Genomic DNA, 22,799 nt, shown 5'->3' with positions numbered 1-22,799 from the left:
TCAAACAACAGATTGTTATGCTTTCACCAGTGGTACGAACTCCGTGTGTGGCACTTCCTCCTTGTTGTTGACCAAGTCAACGAGGATATTATCGCGCTCACCATTGGCAATAATCACCCTGATACCCGCTTGCGACACTTTCGTTGCCGTGGTGTATTTCGAGTGCATTCCTCCACGACCGAATGCACTCTTTTCAGGTTGAATATATTCAGAGAGATCCCGTCCAGGCGCCACTTCACGTATGAGTTGGGCGGCAGGGTCTTCGGGATGAGTAGTGAAGATACCATCGATATTAGAGAGCAGGATCAGCGTCTCCGCATTCATCATCTGCGCGATGAGTCCCGACAGTTCATCGTTATCGGTAAACATCAATTCGGTGACGCTCACCGTGTCGTTCTCATTGACGATAGGCAACACATCGTTTTCGAGCATCACCTTCATACACGCCTGCTGGTTTTGGTATTGCTCTCCCGGTTCAAAGTTTTCCTTCATGGTCAGCACCTGTCCGATATGGATATCAAATTCCCGAAAGAGGTCGTAATAGAGTCCGACGAGTTTGACCTGTCCCACAGCAGAAAACAGTTGTCGCTGTTCTACAGAGTCGAGCAGATGATCCACCTTGATTTCTCCGCGTCCACTCGCCATAGCACCCGACGACACGAGAATAACCTCATGGTCGTGTTGTCGTAGCCATGCAATCTGATCGACTAATGCCGACATACGCGTGACATCGAGTTTACCATCCTTACGGGTCAGCACGTTGCTACCCACCTTCACTACAATTCTTTTCATTTCTATAAGGTGTTCAACGGATTTATCCCTTTTGTTCCGAGTCTTTCTTACGTATTTCCACGCGGCGAATCTTTCCGCTGATGGTCTTAGGCAACTCATCAACGAACTCAACGATACGCGGATACTTATACGGAGCAGTTTCCTTCTTCACATGCTGTTGCAGTTCTTTGACGAGCTCATCGCCCGCTTTATCCTTCCATTCCTTTCCTAATACGACTGTAGCCTTAACCACCATACCACGGATATCGTCAGGAACACCCGTAATGGCACATTCCACAACAGCAGGGTGAGTCATCAGTGCCGACTCCACCTCAAACGGACCGATGCGGTAACCACTCGACTTGATCACGTCGTCAATACGTCCTTCAAACCAATAGTAGCCATCTTCATCGCGCCACGCCATGTCGCCCGTGTGATAAACACCATCGTGCCATGCTTCACGAGTCAGTTCTGGGTCGCGGTAGTATTCTTTGAAAAGACCGATAGGTTTTCGGTCTCCCACACGTACGACAATCTCTCCCTTCTCACCATCCTCACACGGCGTACCGTCAGGTTTAATCAGGTCGATGTCATACTGTGCGTTAGGCATTCCCATAGAACCCGGTTTCGGAGTCATCCAAGGCATGGTTCCCAGTGTCATAGTCGTTTCAGTCTGTCCGAATCCCTCCATCATCTGAATACCAGTTTTTTCTTTAAACTTATCGAATACTGCCGGATTAAGCGCTTCACCAGCCGTGGTGCAGTACTCCAGCGATGAGAGATCGTATTTAGAGAGGTCTTCACGAATCATGAAGCGATAGATGGTAGGAGGCGCACAGAACGAAGTGACGTGGTATTTCTCTATTTGTCTGAGCAGCGTATCAGCATTGAATTTCTCATGATCGAACACAAACACGGTAGCTCCGGCAAACCACTGTCCGTAGAATTTGCCCCATACCGCCTTACCCCATCCCGTATCAGCAACAGTCAGATGGAGTGAGTTTTCGTGCAGATTATGCCAGAACACACCCGTTGTAAGATGTCCCATTGCATAGAGATAGTCGTGTGCCACCATCTTCGGTTCACCACTTGTACCACTGGTGAAATACATCAGCATCGTGTCCTCGTTGGTATTGACGAAAGCAGGACGCACGAAGTGTGGTGCCTTTTTCCATTCCGACTGCCAGTCGCGGAAACCTTCAGGAATGGGTTTACCATGGTCAGTAACGGTGATGAGTAGCTTAACGGTAGGACTCTCCGGCATTGCCAATTTAATCTGTTCGGTCACATAGGCATCATCCACACATATAATCGCCTTGACACTTGCACGCGTATTGCGATAAACGATATCGTGCTTGGTCAGCATGTGAGTAGCCGGAATAACGATGGCTCCAATCTTATGCAAAGCAAGCATGATGACCCACCATTCATAGCGTCTCTTCAGTATCAGCATGACAGGATCATTCTTCCCGATGCCCAATGTCAATAGGTATGAAGCCGCCTGGTCAGTCTGCTCTTTGAGTTCTCCGTATGTTGTGCGAATCTCGTCTCCTTGGTCGTTAGTCCAGAGGATGGCGAGTTTTTCAGGAGCCTCTTCCGCCCACACATCCATCACATCGTAGGCGAAGTTGAAGTTTTCGGGAATGATAAATTCCAGATGTTTGTTATAGTCTTCCACAGACTCGAAGTGTGTCTGCTTTAAAAATCTTTCAATCATGTTTGTTGTGTTTTTACTGCGTAAAGGGAAACTCCAAGCACTTCGTGTGTTGTAAGTCCCCAGTGTGTTGTTTGTAGCCTCCTTATTTCTCAACCACGAAGGCGAGGAATTTTACTGCTTTGTTGCCTACAGCGAGCATGCCGTGAGGTTTTCCTGAATCGAAATAAATGCTGTCTCCCTCTTCCAGGCGTATGGTTTTATCGCCGATGAAGAGATCCATTGACCCTTCGAGTACGAGGTTAAACTCCTGTCCGAGGTGAGTATTCTTATAGATTTTGTGTGCTTCAGGCTTGGGTTCTACAGTCACGATAAACACCTCCGCATCGTGGTTAACAAATCCACTGGCCAGACTTTGGTATTTATAGGCCTTTGTGCGCTCCACGCTCATGCCCTGTCCTTTTCTCACTACGAAATATGATTTCATGCGTGGTGCCTCAGCAAACATCAGTTCTTCCGCCGACACACCATATTTTCGTGCAATCTTCATGAGTTTAGAGATGGTAATATCCACCTCACCGCGTTCTATCTTTTCATATACATCCACATCGATGCCGCAGGTTTCAGCCACTTCCTCTGCCGTAAGATCGAGCACGTCGCGCAATCCTCTGAGTCGTTCACCGATTTGTTTTAATTGTTCGTCCATTGTTTTTGTGTATAATCGTGTTATTATTTACTTTTAGCGTATTACAATCTTGTCAGACGGTTTCACTATTTCAGTCCGGCTTTCAGTCCGCGGATGACAGCAGAGGTAAAGCCAGCATGTTCCATCTCGTTGAGTCCCTTGATGGTCACTCCACCCGGTGTAGTCACCAAGTCGATGGCCTGTTCGGGATGCATTCCGCTTGCTTGCAGCAGTTTGACAGCACCCAAAACAGTCTGCATCACGATGTCTTTAGCAACATCCGCTTTAAAACCAAGTTCCACGCCGCCTTCAGAAGCAGCGCGGATGTAACGCATGGCATAAGCAATGCCGCAAGAGGCAAGCGTAGTTCCAGCTGCCAGATGTTGAAAGTCAGTGATGAGTGTACTACCCATCTCATCGAATATTCCTTTGACGGTTGCGGTCTGTGCATCGTCAGCCCCTACGGGCACCATGAAGGTCATTGATGCCAATTGGGCAATAGCGATATTGGGGATTACGAGGAAGAATGGCGGTGTTTCGGGCAGTGCCTCACGCACCCGTTCCGGCGTTACTCCTGCTGCAATAACCACCAGGAGTTGGTCTTTTGGACGTATGCTTGCTCTGATACCAGCCAATACAGTATCAACGAGCCAAGGTTTCACACACACGCAAACGATATCAGCCGTTTTGGCTGCGTCAGCATTGTTTGTCGTGGTATTGACTCCCATTGCCTTGAATTTCTCCAATACTTCAGCCGTTGGGTCGGCCACTGTAATCTCTTCCTGCTTGAAGGATTTAGCCTTAAGCAATCCTTCTACGGTGGCGCCCCCCATGGCTCCAGCACCTATCATGGTAATTTTCATAATGCTGCGAAAACTTTATTGAGTTTATCGATAAACAGGTCTGCTTCTGCTTTGGTAAGGCAGAGTGGTGGCAAGAGACGCAGTACGTTGGTTCCTGCACAACCTGTGAAGCAGTGTTCTTGATAGATGAGCGGTTGTCTGACATCCTTATGTGGCACATCGAGATCTACGCCAATCATCATTCCTCTACCACGCACATCGAGGATATGTGGGTTGTTGATTGCTCGAAGACGACCGATGAGATACTCTCCCACCTCGTTGGCATTCTCGACAAGATGCTCCTCTTCAAACACATCAAGTACGGCGAGTGCTGCTGCGCAAGCCAGATGGTTACCTCCGAAAGTCGTTCCGAGTTGTCCATATACGGGTTTAAACTCTGGCGAAATCAGTACGCCACCCATCGGGAATCCGTTGGCAATACCCTTTGCCACGGTGATGATGTCGGGTCTGATGCCCAACCACTGGTGTGCAAAGAACTTACCGCTTCTTCCGTATCCACATTGTATTTCATCGCAGATGAGTATGGCGCCGTGCGCTTTACAGAGTTTCTGCAGTCCTTGCGCAAATTCGGCAGTGGCGAGTTTGATGCCTCCCACACCTTGTATGCACTCAAGAATGACAGCGCAGACATCTCCCTTAGCGAGTTCGTGTTCCCATGCTGCGAGGTCGTTGAGTGGCAGATAGGTCACGTGACCGTTATTGTTGATGGGCGCAATAATCTTCGGATTGTTGGTAACCTCTACTGCGAGCGATGTACGTCCATGGAATGCTTTCTCAGCCGAAAGCACTCTTGTGCGTCCATTGGTGAATGATGCGAGTTTCAAGGCATTTTCGTTAGCCTCAGCACCCGAATTGATCAGGAACAACTGATAGTCGTCGTAGCCCGAAATGCGACCGATTCTTTCCGCCAATTCCACTTGCAGTTTATTGATTACCGAATTGGAATAGAATCCCAGTTTGTTCAGTTGTTCGTTTACCTTATTGATATAGTGTGGATGTGAATGGCCGATAGAGATGACCGCATGGCCTCCGTAGAGGTCAAGATACTCTTGTCCTTTATCGTCCCAAACGTGGCATCCTTTACCTTTGACGATATTTACATCGAACAATGGATAGACATCAAAGAGCTTCATATATGTTTTATTTATTTTATTGTTAGAAGGCAGAGGGTTTAAGTCTCAAGCCTGCGTGTTCATCGATACCAAACATGATGTTCATATTCTGCACCGCTTGTCCCACAGCACCCTTCAGAAGATTGTCGATGGCAGAGGTGATGAGGAGTTTGTTGCCATATTTCTCCACATGAACCAGTGCCTTGTTGGTATTGACCACCTGTTTGAGGTCGATGGGATTGTCGCTGACATGCGTGAAAGCCGCATGGCGGTAGAAGTCTTTATACGCTTCTTTCACATCCTCCAGCGGAGCTGGTGTACGCACCACAGCGGTGCAGAAGATACCTCTGGCAAAGTTTCCGCGGTAGGGGATAAAGTCTATATCGGCATCAAGATAGCCCTGCACCTGTTTCAGCGACTGTCTGATTTCGGCAATATGCTGATGTTGGAAAGGTTTGTAGATGCTGAGGTTGTCGGCACGCCATGAGAAATGGGTGGTGGCTCCGGGTTTCTGTCCGGCTCCAGTACTGCCCGTGATGGCATTGACGCTCACATCTTCTTTCAGCAGATTGAGATAGGCAGCAGGCAGAAGTGCCAGTTGAATAGCTGTGGCAAAGCATCCCGGATTAGCCAAATGTTGTGCGGTGGCAATCTCGTCGTGGTTGATTTCGGGCAATCCATATACGTAGTCGTGACTGCCTTTGATGCGGAAATCCTGTGCCAGGTCGATGATTTTCACGTTGGCGGGTATGGTATGTTCCTTGAGGAACGCCTCGCTCTTTCCGTGACCGAAGCAGAAGAACACCACGTCAACCTCGTCGAACGGCATCTGGTCGGTAAACTTCAGTTCGGTATCGCCTATGAGTCCTTCATGAACATCACTTACAAGGTTGCCTGCATTGCTTTCTGAATTGGCGAACACGATGTTTGCCTCAGGGTGATTGAGCAGCACACGGATGAGTTCTCCACCCGTGTAACCTGCTGCGCCAAGTATTCCTATCTTAATCATAATTGTCTGTCTGGTATAACGATCCAGCAGATGATATAGAATATCACCCCACTAAAACAAGTGAAGACAGTAGCCGCCAGCCATGCCAATCTTACGAGTGTTGGGTCGAAATCGAAGTATTCGGCAATTCCTGCACATACGCCCGCAATCTTTTTGTCGGGCGACAAAGTGAGTTTTCGTTCCATATCCTTGCTGTTAGAATCTATTGTATTGTTATGCTGTGATTATTTGCGCTCATCGGGATGAGTACCGTAATAGACGCGAAGTGGTGTAGAGAGCACCTTGATAAAGCCCTTGGCTTCGTCGGCAGTCCATCCGTTTTGTGTCTCTCCATATTCGCCGAGTTTCGACTTGGTGAGGTCGTTGTCAGAATCTACGCCGATAGTCTCAAAACCGTAAGGACGCAGTTTCAGAATAGCTGTTCCGGTCACATTGCGCTGACTTGAAGTAAGCATGGCTTCCATATCAGGCATGACGGGTTCGAGATACTGACTCTCGTGGAGGAACATGCCATACCAGTTGGCAACTTGGTCTTTCCAGTATTGCTGCCATTTAGAGAGTGTTGATTTCTCCAGCAGTCTGTGTGCTTCGATGATGAGTTTAGGTGCAGCAGCCTCAAAACCTACTCTTCCCTTGATACCGATGATGGTGTCTCCCACGTTGGCGTCGCGTCCGATGGCGTAGCTTGCACCTATTTCTTCAATTTTCTGAATGGCTTTCACTTTGTCGTCAAACTTCTCGTCGTTGACAGCAACGATTTCACCCTTGTCGAAAGTGATTTTCAGCGTAGCCTCAGCATCCTTTGCTGTGACGTGTTTGAGATATGCTTCTTCGGGCAATCCCTGTGTTGGATCGAGGAGTTCGCCACCGCAAATACTGGTACCCCATATTCCTACGTTATAAGAGTACTTCAGTTTGGTGAAGTCTGCAAAGAATCCATGTTCGTTGAGGAAGTCAACTTCCTCCTTACGGGTCAGTTTCTTATCGCGTGTCAGGGTGATGATTTCCACTCCGGGAGCCATCACGAGGAAAGTCATGTCAAATCTGATCTGGTCGTTTCCAGCACCTGTAGAACCGTGGGCAATGGCGTCAGCACCAATCTCCTTGGCATAGCGTGCAATGGCAATGGCTTGGAAGATGCGCTCAGAACTAACCGAAATGGGGTAGCAGTTGTTGCGGAGCACGTTTCCGAATATCATATACTTGAGCGATTTCTCATAGTATTCATGTGTCACATCGAGTGTTGCGTAGGCTTTAGCACCCAGTTTGAAGGCGTTTTCTTCGTTGGTTTTCAACTGTTCTGGGCTGAAACCGCCAGTATTGGCACATGCGGCATAGACGTCCCAACCGTCCTGTGCCAGTTTCATCACGGTGTAAGAGGTGTCAAGACCTCCTGAAAAAGCTACTACTACTTTCTTGTTTGCCATATCTTTCTTCGTTTTTTTGTTTTTATTTCCATGTTTCTCCCCTGCCCTTTCCTTAGGGTTTGTGGCGCTTGGCGTTGTCGGTAGGAAGGGCTGAGGGCGTTGTTTCCTATTTTACTCCGTCCATTGCTTTAATACGTTCGAGCACTGCCTCAGGGATTTTCACGGGCAGGTGTTCTTCGGGATCGTATAGCATGGCGGTGCAGATGCAGTATTTTCGTCCGGTGCGGTGAAGCACATCTACATTGACACAACCCTCGCAACCGCGCCAAAACGATTCATCGTCGGTGAGGTCGGCAAAGGTCACGGGCTGGTAGCCCAAGTGTGTGTTCATCGCCATAACGGCAGCTCCGCTGGTGAGCGAGAATATCTTAGCATGTGGCCAGCGCACTCTTGCGAGCGAGAAGGTGAGGTCTTTGATGCGTTTTGCCACTCCGATGCCTCTGAAATCGGGGTGTACGATGAGTCCTGAGGTTGTCACATAAGTTTTGTTTCCCCATGTCTCAATGTAGCTGAATCCTGCAAAACGTCCGTTTGACAAGGCTATTACAGCCTTTGCCTCTTTCATCTTCGTGGCAAGATATTCGTGTGTACGCTTTGCAATACCGGTGCCGCGCACCTTTGCAGCATCGGCGATGGTCTGCAGGATGGTATCTACATATACCTCATGCTCCGGACCTGCCACAATCACTTCTATTTCCTTATTGTCTGTCTGTTCCATTTATTTCGTTCAACTGACTATTTCGGTCTGTATTAATCTTTCGTCATTTCATGTTAGGCACTACTTCGCTCAGCGCGTCAATCACCTGCTGTGTATGCACGCCCTGCTTGATAACAATCAGAATGGTATCGTCGCCGGCTATCGTTCCGAGGATGTCGTCAATATTGCTGTTATCGATATTATAGGCTATACTGCTGGCGTAGCCCGGACGGGTCTTGATCACACCAATGTTACCTGAGAAGTTGATGCTCAAAAAACCAGGCACCTGCAACATCTCGCGCACGCTGTGCGGAGTGCTGACGCGCTTGTACATGGTGTCGTTGGGCAACACATAGACATAGTTGCCGCGCATGGAAGCGGCTTTTGCCACCTTCAGTTGTTTCAAGTCTCTACTCAGAGTTGCCTGTGTCAGCGTGAAGCCTTCTTGCTTTAAGGCGGTCAGCAATTCTTCCTGACTACCGAGTTCCTGACTGGAAATTATCATGCGGAGGGCCTCTAAACGGTCGTTTTTGACTTTCATAGTGCTAAGTATATTTATACGAATGTGGTGCAAAATTATACAATTCCATGCATATAACCAAACATTCTACTATCTTTTTTCAAAAAAAAGTGGATTACATGATTCAGACACTGTTCACTCAAGAATGAAGACAACCGTCCACGTATTTTGTTGGGTATCATAGAAGAAGTGAAATGCAACATGCTACGCACGCGCACGCACGTTCATTATTATTATTATATTGATGCTCTACAGACTAAAAGCATCGTTTTCAGCAATCTTTTCAAACTTACATAATTTACTGGCAAGCAACACCTTGCAGCATCATAGAAGCCACTTTCCTCAGCAAATTCATTGAAATTGCTCAGCAAATTCATTGAAATTGCTGAGGAAATTCATTGAGTTTGCTGAGGAAATTCATTGAATTTGCTTTGCTATGAACATCACATGCACATAGAGGGAACGTCACGGACACAACGAGAAAACGTCAGTTGCAAGGTGGAAGCGATATTGTTTCAGACTGCAACTGACGTCTTTGACTGTTTGATAAAGGGAAATGGTGTCTTATGGTTACCGTATGCGGAAGCGCAAACGATGGGTTGTCGATTTGTCGATGGCGTAGCGTTTCAGCACACCGGGACCACACGAACTATTGCCAAGTCCTAACACGGCACAATCAATAGACAGGTAGGTATGACCGTCGGGACGCAGTTCGTAGTGGTGGTTTTTTGTGGCCAACTCGCGCGCGGAATAGGGTAAGGCACTAAACGCAAAGGGTTCGCCTATGGCTTCAACGCGTATTGTCTTGCCAGCACCGTTGCGCAACACCACATAGGCACATGATCCGTGACTACCAGAATCCTGCGGACGCGCATAAGGGGTGTATTGTTCTGCCACGGTGGAAGTCCACTTGCCTATGGTGCAGGCAGCCTGTCGGTCGGGATAGTTGTCCCATGGTCCGAGTCCGTACCATTCCACTCGGTTGTAATCATCGGGCAGAGCCATGACAATGCCCAGTCGGGGCAGTTCGGGCAGCGTTCCCTGACAGGTGAAGGTCAGTTCGTATTCATCGTCTTGCTGTTCGGCTGTCATCGTGATGGTGCCTTCGGGCAGTCGTATCTCCTGTCGTCTGCCTCCGTCAGTCACTACCACTTGTGCGGTATCAAGGCCCTGTTGCTTCCAATCCTTTGCCAACCAGTTGCCAAAACTCTTATCGTTGTCGGTCGGTGCACGGAATGCTTGCAGGCGTATGTCTGCCAGCGAGACGATAGGCGACTGACGCTTATTTGCGGAGGATGCCAATGCCAAGAGATGATCGGCAAGTGGGAACTGTTCGTGGGTCACTTCCATACCGTTGCGATGGGCGGCGACAGTGAGTCGGATGTCGTGATCGGCATGGCGATTGATCAGTCGGGCGAAGCCATCGAGCGAGAGCGTTTCGGCGAATGTGCCCTGTGCAGCGAGTCGTCCATTGTCAGTCACAGTATATGTAAAGCGGTATTCTGAGAGTGGAATCTCGCTGTATCGCACAGCAGCCCGAATGGTGTTACCCTCGCGACGGAAGCATACTGGCGCATAAACTTTCTTCACTTCATAGTATTTCGGAGTGAGTTCGCGCTGACTGCGCACCACACCATTGAGGCAGAAAGCGTGCAGATTGGGTTTATCACCAAAGTCGCCACCATAGCAAACACTGTCGCCACGGAGTATTCCCTGATCTACCCAGTCCCAGATAAAACCGCCTAACAGTTGGCGATGACTGTAGATTTCGTCCCAATAGTCTTGAAAATTGCCCATCGCATTGCCCATCGCATGAGCGTATTCGCTGGTCAATATGGGGCGGATATCGCCTGCATCGGCAATATCGAGCAGTCGCTCCCACCGTGCATTCTCAGCACGTTCGCGGTCGGAGCCCTCAGGTATGCCGGGATTGAGATATTCCTGGCGCACCCGTGGATAGAAGCGACTGATGACATCAACGGTCTTAGGGTCGTAAAGGTCGGGGTAATGGCCCTGCGCTCCTTCGTAGTGAACGGGGCGTGTGGGGTCGAACTCATGGAGCCAAGCTGCCATGGCAGCATGGTTGGGACCATAGCCACTCTCGTTGCCCAAGCTCCAAAAGATAATCGAAGGACGGTTTTTATCGCGCTCCGCCATGCGGATGCAACGGTCGAGAAAGGCAGGTGCCCAGTCGGGAGTACTTGCCAGGGTGCCTCGCAATCCGTGACTCTCACAGTCAGCCTCGTCCATCACAAACATGCCGATAGAGTCGCACAACTCATACCAACGCGGACAATTGGGATAATGCGACAGGCGCACGGCATTGATGTTGGCTTGCTTCATCAGCAAGAGGTCTTTGACCATCAGCTCTTCACTCATCACACGAGCTGTATGGGGGTCGTGTTCGTGGCGATTCACACCACGCAGTTTTACCACATGACCGTTGATAAACATCTCGCAGCCCTTGATTTCTATCTTTCGGAAACCCACACGCTCCTTCACTTGCTCTGCCACACTTCCGTCGGGGCGCAACAATACCAGGTGAAGGTCATAGAGATGGGGATAGTCGGCACTCCACAATCGTGGACGGGAAACCGTCATCGTCATGCGTCCCAACTTGCGATGCCCACGCTGTGGATACCATTCGTTCATGCGGACTGCCTTGTGTGAGAGGTCGAGCACCGTTGCCACATCTGCAGTATCGCTACCTACAGTCTGTCCGCCATCGGTCAATACGGCTGCCAAACGGTAGCCTTCGCCATCCTCGCCACGATAGACCGAGAACTGCGGGTCTATCTGCAACGTCCATTGGGCATCGGAAAGATTGTTGCAACAAGTTCGAATGGCAACATCGCGAAGTCGCACATCGGGAGTGTGGTAGAGCAATACGTCGCGATGGATACCGCCAAAGCGCCAGAAGTCCTGATCTTCGAGATAGGAACCGTCGCTGTATTTATACACCTCGACTGCCACTTGGTTCTCACCGCAATGCAGATAAGGGGTCACGTTGAACTCCGAGGGTTCCATCGATCCCTGCGAATAGCCCACGCGCTCGCCGTTGACCCATACGTAGAACGCACTCATCACGCCTTCAAAGCGCAGAAAGGTCTGACCCTGTTGCCACTTTTCAGGCAACAGGAAGGTGCGCTTATACTGGCCTGTGGGGTTGCGTTCCTCATAAGTGGTCCAGTCTTTTTTCGGCTCATCAGTAACGTAAGGGGGATTGATACGGAAGGGAAAACCTGCCGACACATAGATGGGGGTGCCGTATCCATTAACCTCCCAGTTGGCAGGCACGTTCAACCGTTGCCATGACGATGCATCGAAGTCGGTGCGATAGAAGTCTGCTATGCGCTCCTGAGGGGTCCTGGTCCATCGGAAGTGCCATGCACCGTTGAGCAACAAACGGCTGTCGCCGGGCTTTTCGGCAAAGGGTATGAAATAGGCACGAGGTGCTTCGCGGTTGATCTGCAACACATGGTGGTCTTCCCAATCGTGGTGTTCACGTGTGGGTAAGGATGATACGGATTGTGCCACTATCGGTGTGGCAGTCTGCAGCGCCATGCCACAACAGAACGTGGCGGTCAGCACGAGGCGCAGGATAGGATTCTTCATCGTTGACATGAGTATAGTGTATGGGAAACGAATCATCGTTTATTGTATTTCAAGTTCGCGAAACGATACGTCTGCCGACTCTACCGTGACGGTATAGGTGCCGGCATTGATCTGTGTTTCGGTGGTGGTGGAGAGCATCTTAAACTTGTTGGGCGTGGCAGGGAAGGTGATCTTGCGATCCACCAGCGTAATCTGCTTGGCATCAACAATGGTCAGGCGTGCCACAACAGGTGCGCCCGTCGTGTTCTTATAGCGGAAACGCAGCGCATATTCCTGTCCGAGACCCGGTTGAATGACAAACTGCGTGGCGGCAACCTGACCTTCGGCAGGGGTTGTCAACGGTTTGTAAGCCACGGCAGGACGAGTCTCTGTGTCCTTGGGCAAGAGGTCTTTGGGCAGTCGAGCTATGGTGTCGGTATCGAGCGCTTGCCATGTCGGACGACAATCGTGGGGAGTTTCAACCACTGGCTGCAGTGAAGCGATGGCAATGCCACTGATAACAGCCTGTCCGGCTTTAACCTCTGGGAACGAAATGCGCAGATGACCGCCCTCCACATGAACATTCGCCACACGTTTGGTGGCGGCACAATAGCCTGCCTCTGCCCACAGGTCGAGATCGTCGATAACAACCGAATCGTTGACTGCTACATCAAAGATGCGCAATCCCTCATAGTCATCGTGTTCTCCCCCATCCTTTCCGTGCCATGGTTCTGCGAAGTATAGCTCTACTCGATAATCGCCATCGGCAACAGGGAAATCGTACCAAAGACGGTGACGACCGAAGCGGAAATACTGGAAGAGGCTTGCTGACTGTGTTCCGCGTATGCTATCAGTGATGTGGCGTTGGCTGGCTTGACGCGGATCGATGTTCTTGAAGTCCTGTGCCCACGAGTGCCAGTAGCGCTGATCATCGGCGTGCCACTGCTGTCCATATTCATCTGTCATACAATCGCCACCGCAGTTGATACGATAGAGATAGTGGTAGCCCTCGGCAGCACGCAGGCAATCGGTCTGATGGTCGGCGGCTGTGAGTCGGAGCGATGGGGTGTTGCTCTTTCCTCTTTGGGCTATGGTGGTATAGGCGAGCGATGGTTCTTCCCAGATGGTGAGCAGGCCTTTGTAGTTGATGGGGCCCACACGGTCGATACGGCGGTAGGCACCATCGGGTTGCACGCGTCCGGGATTGTCGTGAGAAACGAAGATCCACTGGAAATGACCGCAGACGCTGTCGGCAACCTGCTCGGCTAAGCGCATCTTGGTAGTAAGCAGTTGGGTGCTCTTTTCCTCACTGTATTTTGCTTCGCCATGCAGATCAAGGGTGCGCCAAGCACCGTATTCACCATTGAGCAACTGGTCGGGACGACACAACTCCTGATGATAGTTGTCGGCAGAACCGCCATAGGTGCCGCTCCAGTTCTGTACCACATTCCAATCGGTACCTTCACCGCCATTGCAAGTGGTAATGGCACGCTGGTCATGACAGGTGGGGTCGAGTGAACGGATAATGGCAGAACACTCTTCGGCAAAGTCTTTGGGCAACACACTTTCGTTTTGCAGTCCCCAAAGGATTACGCTCGGCGAGTTGCGACGCTCTTTTATCCATCTCACCAATAAGCGTTTGAAGTTCTGTCGGAATGCCGGTGTGTCGTACCAGATATGGGCTGAGAACTGACTCCAGAAGAGCATTCCCTGTTCGTCGGCAAGTTGCTGATAAAGCAAATTATGGGGCTGATGGGCTTCGCGCAAGGCATTGTATCCGGCGTGGCGTATCATTTTCATGCGTGAACGTATCTGTTCGTTGGAAAACGCATGGCTCTGACCTAAAAGATGTTCGTACTCACAGGTGCCATTGATAAAGGTTGGCTGACCGTTGAGATAGAATCGGGGATCGTTATCATGGCGCAGTACGGGCCAAGATATGCTTCTTATGCCGAAAGGCGTGCGTACCTCATCGGTAGTTTTGCCTTGCCGCTTGATCATAGATGCCAAGGTGTAGAGATAAGGATCAGTCAAACTCCATCGATGTGCATCTGCCACAGCCTCAGCACAGGCTATCATGCGGGTCTCGCCGGGTTGCAAAGTCAAGGTATCGCTCTGTCGGAAAAGTTGCTTGCCACTGGCTAACGTGAACTTATTGACGAGTTCGAAGGTGGCTGGCAAACTGCCGTAGTTCTTCACCTCGGTTTCGATATATACCGAATCACAGGTGTTGTTGTTCCAAATGTGTACACCAAACGGTTCGATACGCACCTCGTCGGTCTCGATGAGCGATACGGGGCGGAAGATGCCCAATGGTTGACTGCCCTCAGAGAAGCCCCATTCCGACGAGCAACCACCACACACCCAGGGTGACTCGGTCTGCATAGATGGGTGCTCCACATGGATGGACAATTGGTTGGTGCCCGTTTTCAAACGATCGGTCACATCGAGCGTATAGACCGTACGGCCTACCAGTTCGCGCGGATATGCATGACCATTGATGCTGACTGTGGCATAGGTGCCCACGCCTTCCAACTGAAGGAAGTAGCGGCGACCTGCTTGTTTCTTACATTCGATGGTTTTGGTATAGTCGGCATTGCCGTGCAGATTGCCATGGCGCAACTGTCGGTAGCCGTAATAGTCATCGAAATTGTGGGGCAGATTGACTTTTATAGCCTCCTTCTTGCCCTTACCCGGCAGGCGTGCCTGCCACCCTTCGTTGAGGTTGGTCACTTGGCGGCGACCTTTCTTCTCGGCTTTTGGAAAGTGGACAGAAGACCGTCCCATCGGCCGACTGGTAGCCACAGCAATGCCACGTTGCTGGTCGTTGTTGACAGCACAGTAGAAATGATAGACTACACCATCATGTTTCACCACATAACTCTTATGCGCAAACAGGTTGTCGTAGGGCTTTGAGGGGATTATCAAGTCTTCACCGTCCCAGTCAGTCCAATGGATAAGGTCGCGACTGACGGCAAAGGTATTGTAGGCACTATAGCGACGAGACGGATTGTAAGCAGAGAAATAGAACATGACAAAAAGGTTGCCCATCTTCACAATCTGTGCATCGCCCGTGATAATGCCGGGTGCTTCATGGCTATAAATGGGATTGCCCTTGTAGCGCTGCCAGTGTTTCATGTCGTTGCTAAGGGCTATACCGATGCGCTCAGCTTTCAGTTGGTTGGATGGATTGATGCCGCCGGCATTGTAGAACATCACAAAACGCTTGCCCAGCGTGCGCTTGGGGTCGTCATATACCGTACTTTTATATTGTACCAACTTCTCCCACCATTGCGCATCCTTATCGTTGATGGACATCACTGGGCGCGACAGCGACTCCCATTCGTGGGCTTTGCTGACATCGCCTGCAGTCCATGCCAATCCAATATGTAAAGGTTCGCGTACTGCTTCATAACCAGTGCCGTGCCCGCCAATATAGGTCATCCAGTGATGGCCCTTATAGGTGTTTATGCGGTAACTGCCATTCCATGTCCAGTCTATAAGTGCAGGGAATCCACCACGCTGATTCATGTCCCATCCGGCATCGCGATAACTCAGCAATCGACCTTCCACTTGCCAGTGTAAGAGGTCGTCGCTCGATGCCAGCCATGTCTCATAGCCACGTCCATCAAGTCCGCCTTTACCATTATACACCACATAGGTCATCAGCCAACGATTGCCTTCGCGGAACACCGTAGGACAGTCAATCTTATGACCATTATCGGCGGGAGCCACCACCATACCATATTTATAAGGTGTGCGTACTTCGTCATAGACGCGCTTCATGTCCTCGCGAGTGACAGCCACCTTTTGCTTATGGCGTGCAGCAAAGGATATTTGACTCAACAGCAACAAGGCTGACAGCAACAGAAACATCCGGTGGGTAAATGTAGTAGTATGCATCATTGTCGTATCTGATTCGTTTTATTTCTGAAACAGCCAATCAACCTCGTTGCCGGCACCGTTGAGTCCTGCATCGCGGGGCTGAATTTCACTGGATGTAAAACCAGCCACCATGATGATGCCCTTTGGCAAACGCAACAAATGATTACCAGCAGGAAGACAATACTGATGGATATTGACCTTCGGCATTTGTAGCATACTGATGGCATTGGTCAATACGGGCTCTGCCTGACCATATTCATTGCCCGTGGCATCAATCTCCAATTTTGGAGGATTCGCCCATTTATGGTCATCATCCTGAAAGAATCCAACCAGCACTTTAACAGGCTTGGGCGATGAAAAACTAATGGTGGTACCCTTGATGCGAGTAGTATCGCGATTGAGGACAAGGGCTTGAAGACCTTCCAGTTCGGGGGCTACGGCATCAACCTTAGTATCGGGACGACCTTCGAAAAGTATGGCATCCTTGGTTAGTGTCACGGTCTGCTGTCCGTCGGACAGTTTCACTGGGGCTGGAGTGATTGCCGCAATATGGGCTGTGGCTGTGGAATCAGCAGGATGACGCAATCGGTAGATGTTCTGTCGAAGTGCTTCCAACTCTTCTTCATAGATGGGCAGCATCTCTGTCCAAGTCTTATACTTGCCATTGTCGCCACCTACAGGGATGCGACGCTGTGCGGTCTGCATGGAATTGGCATAGAGATAGGTGTCGGCGGTGAGTTGGCAGAGCTTGCGCCATTCTTCAATAGACTGCTCCAACAACGGAACGGCAGCATCAAGATGACTGATATCCTTGCTCCATTTGTAGTTGAGAGCCTGATGGGCAGCCAACACTTTCAGACGGAAAGCCTTGGCAAAATGGTAATAGCAACGCATATCGTTCTGCAAACGAAGGAACTCGTCTCTGTGGTTGCCCAGCGTTTCGGATTGAATGGAAGTGATGGCGGCAAGAGCTGCAGCACCATGATCCACACATTGGTCTATGATATCAAGAGGCAACTCGCCTTCATGCGACTGATGGTTCCATTCCTTTTCCACGTATTCTATGAGTTTTTCACCCTTGGGACCACAACTTTCATAGAATCCAGGATAGATGGTATATTTGTAAGGATTGACCAGTTGTCCCATTTTCATGCCCAACAGGAGTGTTTGGCGATTGCCCTCGGTAATTCCGAAACGGCGCAACAACTTGGGCGCAATCTCTCCAGACTCATCATAGGCATTGAGTATGCAACCTGCCGTAAGAGTATCGGTCTGGTAATAATCTGCCAAAACCTGCTTCCAATAGTCATTATCGTTGTTACGATGACAGTTCCAAGCATAACGGCCCCATGCCTTATACCACATCCAATCGCGGTCCAACTGTTTCAATCTACGTCCATCTGGCAATTTATCTGCTGCATAGGGCCAGTCCCAATAACTGGCTTGGGGATAGAGATGCAATCCTTTTGAATGGTGTACACGGTGCATAGCCTCTACCGTCTTACTGATAAACGCCGGTGACGACCATCGCCAAGGTTCCAGATTGGCAAGGATATGCACATTGTCGATATGGACAGGGGCGGCGGCAGCCAGTTGTCTATGGGTTTCACCCCACGGTCCACCCGGCTCGTAAGTAGTAAGCGACTCACCTGTATATTTCGACATCGTATAGATATTGGGATATAGTGGTAATGACTCACGGAGTACCAATGGACCATCGGTATCGTGGGAACGCAACACAACAGGAGGTATGTCGGTACGGCCAGATGCTTTCAGTCCGTCTTTGATACCGGGTATGATGGTCTCCTTCATCCATTTCACATCATCGTCAATAGATGCCATGGCCTCACCCAAACATACCAGCAATCCCACGTTGGGATATTTCTCGATAAAAGCCGCAACAGACTTACGGGTATAATCGCTTATGAGTGGTGTGATGGGGCGATGACGGTCCTGGGTCTTCAGTCCATAGTGGTCTGCAAAGGGTTTGCTGAGGATAATGTTATAAAACATCTGTATAACGAAGATGCCGCGACGGTCGGCTTCATGCGTAAGAAAGGAGAATATCTCTTCATTCTTACGGAACGTAGCCTCGTCAACCTCTAAGGCAAAGGGATAGTCTTTCAGTTTTACTAAGGAGGCAAAAGGATGTCCATTCCATAAATAGAGCGAGTTCATACGGTTCTCAACCATCATATCGAGATATTTCACCCACTCTGCTTTATCGTAGAACCAAGGGAAGTTTTCGGGAGTATAAGGATACTCATAGACTCCATGCCCCGGTAGATAGACGGTTTTCTGCAGACCGATACAAGTGCCACGCATCACCATTTCGGGGTGTTGCATGGTAGGCGAAACCATCAACATGTGGTTTTTCTTCACCTGTTCCACCAGTTCGTTGCATCCATAGATGACTCCCGTGGCATCGCCACCTTCTATCGTGATGGTGCGTTTGCGCTGTGAAAGACGAAAGCCTTCTTGCTTCAAAACGGTGCTGTCTTTCGATATTATCAGAGAGATGCGATAGTCTGCTTTACCCTTGACAAAGGAATAACCCAACGCAGAGAGCTTGCGCGACAGATATTCGGCTGCAAACTTTTCGCGGTTGGAAGCCTCTCGGCGAGTGGTGATGCTGAATGTCTGAGCATAGGATACTATGCTGACAGCCAGCAAAATCATAGTGAGTAGTTTTTTCATTTGTCTTGTTTCAGTTTCTTCAGATTGATTTGTTTGTAGGCCATCCGCTGTCGGCGCCAGGTATAGAGACAATGCAACGTGCCATCTTTACCCTGTATAATAGCGGGATAGGAATATTGGTCGATGGGCGAATCTTCTAAGGTCAACACCTTTTGCCAATGAGAGCCATCGGTGCTCAACGCTAACGACAAAGGTGTGCGCGGACCTTTCTTTGTATCGGGCAGCGTCTCAAAATCGTTATAAATCAAAGCATGGCGACCATCACGCAGAGTCACAGCATCGGTGCCACTCTGGTTGTTGGGCACGTCTGTCAACACCACTTTCGACCAAGAATCTCCATGATCATTGGAGAAAGAGGTGGCAAGACGACCATTGCGCGTGCGCATCAACACCTGCAAGCGTCCATCAGACAGACGAAGAATGGAGGGTTGTATGCTATAGATGGGCAATGCCGATTTGCCTTCATGATATATGGGATGGGCAAGATCTTTAGTATCTGCAGCCAGGTCAATGGTGGCTGGTTCGTTGGCTGCCTCTATCGGTCCCACGTATTTCCAAGTCTTGGTAGCTATGTCGTAAATCTCCACATGGAAGCGCCAACCCTTTCCTTCGGTAGAAGAACCGCATATCAGACGACCGTCAATCAGTTCGGGCTTGTTCTTAATAGGGCCGAGAAAACCTTTCGGCAACGGTTCCTTGTCACTCCAAGTACGGCCGCCATCCTTCGATTTTGTAAGCCATCCGGTCCAATCCCCTACCGTTGATCCTATTTTGAAAAACAGCCAAAGTTCGCCATCAGGCATCTCAAAGAGTACAGGATTCCAACATGCCTTGCGTTTGAGACCTTTCGGAAGCGTGACAAGCGTCTTCTTAGTGAGATAATCATAGGTCAATGCGCCACGTTGATCACTGAGCGTCTTCACCGGACCGGCTTCTGCAGAGGTTGTTTCTGCGTTGATGCCCGACAGTCCTGCTAATGCTGCCTGTGGAGTTCCTATTTGGAACACACCGTCTGCAGCAAGTATAGGGGTTGACCAGTGGTTCTCGCCCTTGCGTTTGATATTGACATAGATGCAAACATCAGGGTCGCGTTCATGCGTTCCACCGAAGTATGCGGTGATAAGATCGCCTTTCTTGGTCTCTACAATAGTTCCGGCATGTGCCTCAGGGAAAAGTGTATGTTCATAAAGGAACTCATCTTTCATTATAGCGGCATGTGCTGTGGGAATCTCAACACGGAACTGGTAATGTCCAGAACCTACAGTTTTGACTGTACCATCAGGCAGATAAACCTCTGCTGTAGTATTACAAGGCACTTCCACCTCCCAGTCCAAATGTTGTAAGGTCTTTCTCCAATGACTGCTAATGCGACCGTAAGGCGACTCGTAATCTACGTTTGCCCATTCACAGTCCTGTATATCGAATGAAGGACGAAGTGTGAAATGGCGGAAAGCATCATTAGTACGGATTCCACCAATATACTGGTAACACCAAGGCAATAGGTCGCCCAAGAGCATCACATGATTACCTGAGTTCATTCGGGGGTTGGCAGTATTACCATTCCATAGTTCCCAAATGGTAGTAGCCCCATTGTTTGCCATATATCCCCATGAGGGATAACTCTTCTGAGTGGCGAGAAGATATGCCACGTCGGCAAATCCATTGTCGGAAAGTGTGCGCAATAACCATGATATGCCTATGACACCACACGACACATGACCTTTGTTCTTGACACAAATATTCTCCACCACCTGACGAACAATGTCACTCTTGCAACTATCGGGTACTATGCCCAATGCCAAAGGCAGGATATTTGCTGTCACGGTATTATTACCATAATAGGTAGAATCAGGGAAGAGCACATGTCCCGGACGTAGCGAAGTACCTTTACGAACCGTCAGAAAATTGCGGTTGAAGGCCTCTGTCATTGTCTTTCGGATAGGATTCCAGCGCTCTGGCTCACAATTCCATTGTTCCAACAACTGTAGCACACGAATCATATAAGCCGTGGCTATCAGTTTTCCATCAGTAATGCGATTGGGATCTTGAGCGTGGATTAAGTCAAGTTTTTCAGGTGGCGGACACCAGTCACCATATTTATCTTTGGTGATAATACCATTTTGGCAGTATTCCTCTATCATGTGCAATACCCATTTGCGAATAGTAGGATAAGAATCGTCAATGGGTTGCCGATTGCCAAACTGTCGCCACAACATATCACAAGTGAAAGGCAGAGCAGCAGGCCATGTCACGTTATCACTATAGTAATTCCAGAATGCAGGTGCCACGTCAGGAATACATCCATCAGATCGCTGTGCCTCACAGATGTCACGCATCCACTTTGCATAAAGGTGTTCGTTATCAAACAAAAAGCTCTCACCAAGCGACCCCATTGTGCGATCGCCCAACCACGGCTGTCGTTCGTCGCGTTGCGGACAATCCACAGGCATCCCCTTGTAATTGCTGGCAATACCCCAGAAGGCATTATGCATGACTTTGTTTAATATCGTATCGCTACACTCGAAATGTCCAAGTACCGCCATCTCATCGCCTACAGTTTCTGCCTTACAGTCTGCAAGCGTAAGATTTTTCAATCCTTGTATCTCTACATAACGGAAGCCATGATATACGAATGTGGGTGTCCACCATCTTCCGTTTTTACCTTCCTTTCCGTTACAAACATAGATATCTGTAGATTGTGCATTGCGAAAATTATCGCGATAGAGCGTACCATCGGCATTTAATCGCTCTGCATAGATGATGCGAATGGTGTCGCCTTGATGACCACGTACTCTGACTTTCAGCCATCCAGCCATATTCTGACCCACATCAACGATCCGTCCGTTGAGTTGACGGATATCGACAGTACCGTTGACTTTCATGCCTTTTCCCTGTGGGCGAAGCACTCCGGTGGGTATATCAGTCCGTTCAGCTTTCATCCATTGCGAGTCATCAAAACCTACAGAAGCCCATCCCGTCAGTTCCTTACGGGCGTCATACTCCTCACCGTCATATTCATTGTTAGCGCGTATTGGTCCTTCAGCAGTTACCTTCCACCCCTTATCGTCAGTCTGTAGAAGTTGTGTGGTACCATCTGTATATTCCACCTTGACATTGATACGACACTTAGGGAAGCCGAACACAGGAATCTTATACGGCTTGTGTTGCTGCATAGGGAACAGTCGTCCGTTGCCCAATACAATAGCCAGACAGATGCGTTTGCCCGCTGTAGTTTGCGACGTTACATCGTAGGTGTTATAGTAAATAGTCTTACGATAGTCTGATGGGATAGGGTTCAAAACTCCATCACCCATACGTTGTCCGTTCACATAAAACTCATGCAAACCTATACCGGCAACGTATGCTGTAGCGCGTCGCACCGTTTTGTTTTTCAGTTCAAACTCCTTACGCAGATAGCGAGCAGCCATGCGTGTATGGATTGTGCGTTGCTCTCCAGGCATCATACGCTCCAATCCTATCCAATAACCACGCCATTTGGCTTCGCTAAGCAGACCTATAGCAAAGGGAGTAGCATCCGTCCATGCACTCTCGCCAGCAGTAGTCCATACCTTCACTTGCCAAGTATAATCGGCAGCTCCAGAGAGTGGGGTTCCTTGATATTCCACCCATAGCTGGCGGTCTGAAATGACTTTGCCAGAATTCCAAACCTCCCCTTGTGCATCTGCCACAACAATCTGATAGGCCGTTTGTCGCACATTATTCTTATCGGAAACTATCTGCCATGAGAAGTGTGGCTGCGATGTTGCTATGACAGCAGGCTGATCCATATTCTCCACGCGAAGCTTTGTCAGTCCGACTTTCGCCTCTGCGCCAAAAGCAAAAAAAGCCATGACAAGAACGAGAAGTGTTTTCATATTTTTATTG

At 49.4% G+C, this 22,799-nt stretch carries 14 protein-coding genes; all 14 read right to left on the bottom strand.

Annotated features, from left to right (window positions below; genetic code table 11):
• Positions 1 to 15 precede the first annotated feature (15 nt).
• Positions 16 to 792 (bottom strand): glutamate 5-kinase, encoded by a 777-nt coding sequence (gene proB / locus CIK93_RS00505; protein ID WP_094446256.1) that lies wholly within the window; start codon positions 790 to 792, stop codon positions 16 to 18.
• A 22-nt stretch (positions 793 to 814) separates the two neighbouring features.
• Positions 815 to 2,488 (bottom strand): AMP-binding protein, encoded by a 1,674-nt coding sequence (locus CIK93_RS00500; RefSeq protein WP_094389728.1) that lies wholly within the window; start codon positions 2,486 to 2,488, stop codon positions 815 to 817.
• Between the two features lie 82 nt (positions 2,489 to 2,570).
• Complete coding sequence (locus CIK93_RS00495; protein ID WP_094446255.1) at positions 2,571 to 3,131, bottom strand: helix-turn-helix domain-containing protein; 561 nt, start codon at positions 3,129 to 3,131, stop codon at positions 2,571 to 2,573.
• A gap of 65 nt (positions 3,132 to 3,196) precedes the next feature.
• Entirely contained in the window at positions 3,197 to 3,973 is a 777-nt protein-coding gene (locus CIK93_RS00490; RefSeq protein WP_094389726.1) for a pyrroline-5-carboxylate reductase, read from the bottom strand.
• Positions 3,970 to 5,106 carry an aspartate aminotransferase family protein gene (locus tag CIK93_RS00485; RefSeq protein WP_094446254.1) on the bottom strand — a complete coding sequence of 379 codons (1,137 nt, stop codon included), beginning with the start codon at positions 5,104 to 5,106 and terminating at the stop codon, positions 3,970 to 3,972. Before CIK93_RS00485 ends, CIK93_RS00490 begins: the two co-directional genes overlap by 4 nt.
• 22 nt (positions 5,107 to 5,128) lie before the next feature.
• Positions 5,129 to 6,094 carry an N-acetyl-gamma-glutamyl-phosphate reductase gene (argC, locus tag CIK93_RS00480; RefSeq protein WP_094389724.1) on the bottom strand — a complete coding sequence of 322 codons (966 nt, stop codon included), beginning with the start codon at positions 6,092 to 6,094 and terminating at the stop codon, positions 5,129 to 5,131.
• Positions 6,091 to 6,279: a PspC domain-containing protein gene (locus CIK93_RS00475; protein WP_094389723.1), complete on the bottom strand. Its 189-nt coding sequence runs from the start codon at positions 6,277 to 6,279 to the stop codon at positions 6,091 to 6,093. Before CIK93_RS00475 ends, argC begins: the two co-directional genes overlap by 4 nt.
• Positions 6,280 to 6,318: 39 nt before the next feature.
• The gene (locus CIK93_RS00470) at positions 6,319 to 7,521 is read right to left on the bottom strand and encodes an argininosuccinate synthase (RefSeq protein WP_094389742.1); all 1,203 of its coding nucleotides are present in this window, start codon (positions 7,519 to 7,521) and stop codon (positions 6,319 to 6,321) included.
• A 106-nt stretch (positions 7,522 to 7,627) separates the two neighbouring features.
• A complete protein-coding gene (locus tag CIK93_RS00465; RefSeq protein WP_094446253.1) occupies positions 7,628 to 8,239 on the bottom strand; it encodes a GNAT family N-acetyltransferase in 612 nt (203 codons plus the stop codon).
• A gap of 43 nt (positions 8,240 to 8,282) precedes the next feature.
• Positions 8,283 to 8,759, bottom strand: coding sequence for an arginine repressor (gene argR, locus CIK93_RS00460; protein WP_094389721.1), 477 nt, complete (start codon positions 8,757 to 8,759; stop codon positions 8,283 to 8,285).
• A gap of 549 nt (positions 8,760 to 9,308) precedes the next feature.
• Positions 9,309 to 12,302 carry a glycoside hydrolase family 2 TIM barrel-domain containing protein gene (locus CIK93_RS00455; RefSeq protein ID WP_094446266.1) on the bottom strand — a complete coding sequence of 998 codons (2,994 nt, stop codon included), beginning with the start codon at positions 12,300 to 12,302 and terminating at the stop codon, positions 9,309 to 9,311.
• 90 nt (positions 12,303 to 12,392) lie between these two features.
• Complete coding sequence (locus CIK93_RS00450; RefSeq protein ID WP_371327184.1) at positions 12,393 to 16,235, bottom strand: malectin domain-containing carbohydrate-binding protein; 3,843 nt, start codon at positions 16,233 to 16,235, stop codon at positions 12,393 to 12,395.
• 21 nt (positions 16,236 to 16,256) lie between these two features.
• Positions 16,257 to 18,914, bottom strand: coding sequence for a glycoside hydrolase family 20 zincin-like fold domain-containing protein (locus CIK93_RS00445; RefSeq protein ID WP_094446251.1), 2,658 nt, complete (start codon positions 18,912 to 18,914; stop codon positions 16,257 to 16,259).
• Positions 18,911 to 22,789: a family 78 glycoside hydrolase catalytic domain gene (locus CIK93_RS00440; protein WP_094446265.1), complete on the bottom strand. Its 3,879-nt coding sequence runs from the start codon at positions 22,787 to 22,789 to the stop codon at positions 18,911 to 18,913. The genes CIK93_RS00445 and CIK93_RS00440 overlap by 4 nt, the downstream gene beginning before the upstream one ends.
• Positions 22,790 to 22,799 lie beyond the last annotated feature (10 nt).

Source organism: Prevotella sp. P3-92 (assembly GCF_002251205.1).
GTDB lineage: Bacteria > Bacteroidota > Bacteroidia > Bacteroidales > Bacteroidaceae > Prevotella.
The sequence above is the reverse complement of the archived record's forward strand: the minus strand, read 5'-3'. Positions and strand labels throughout refer to the sequence as shown.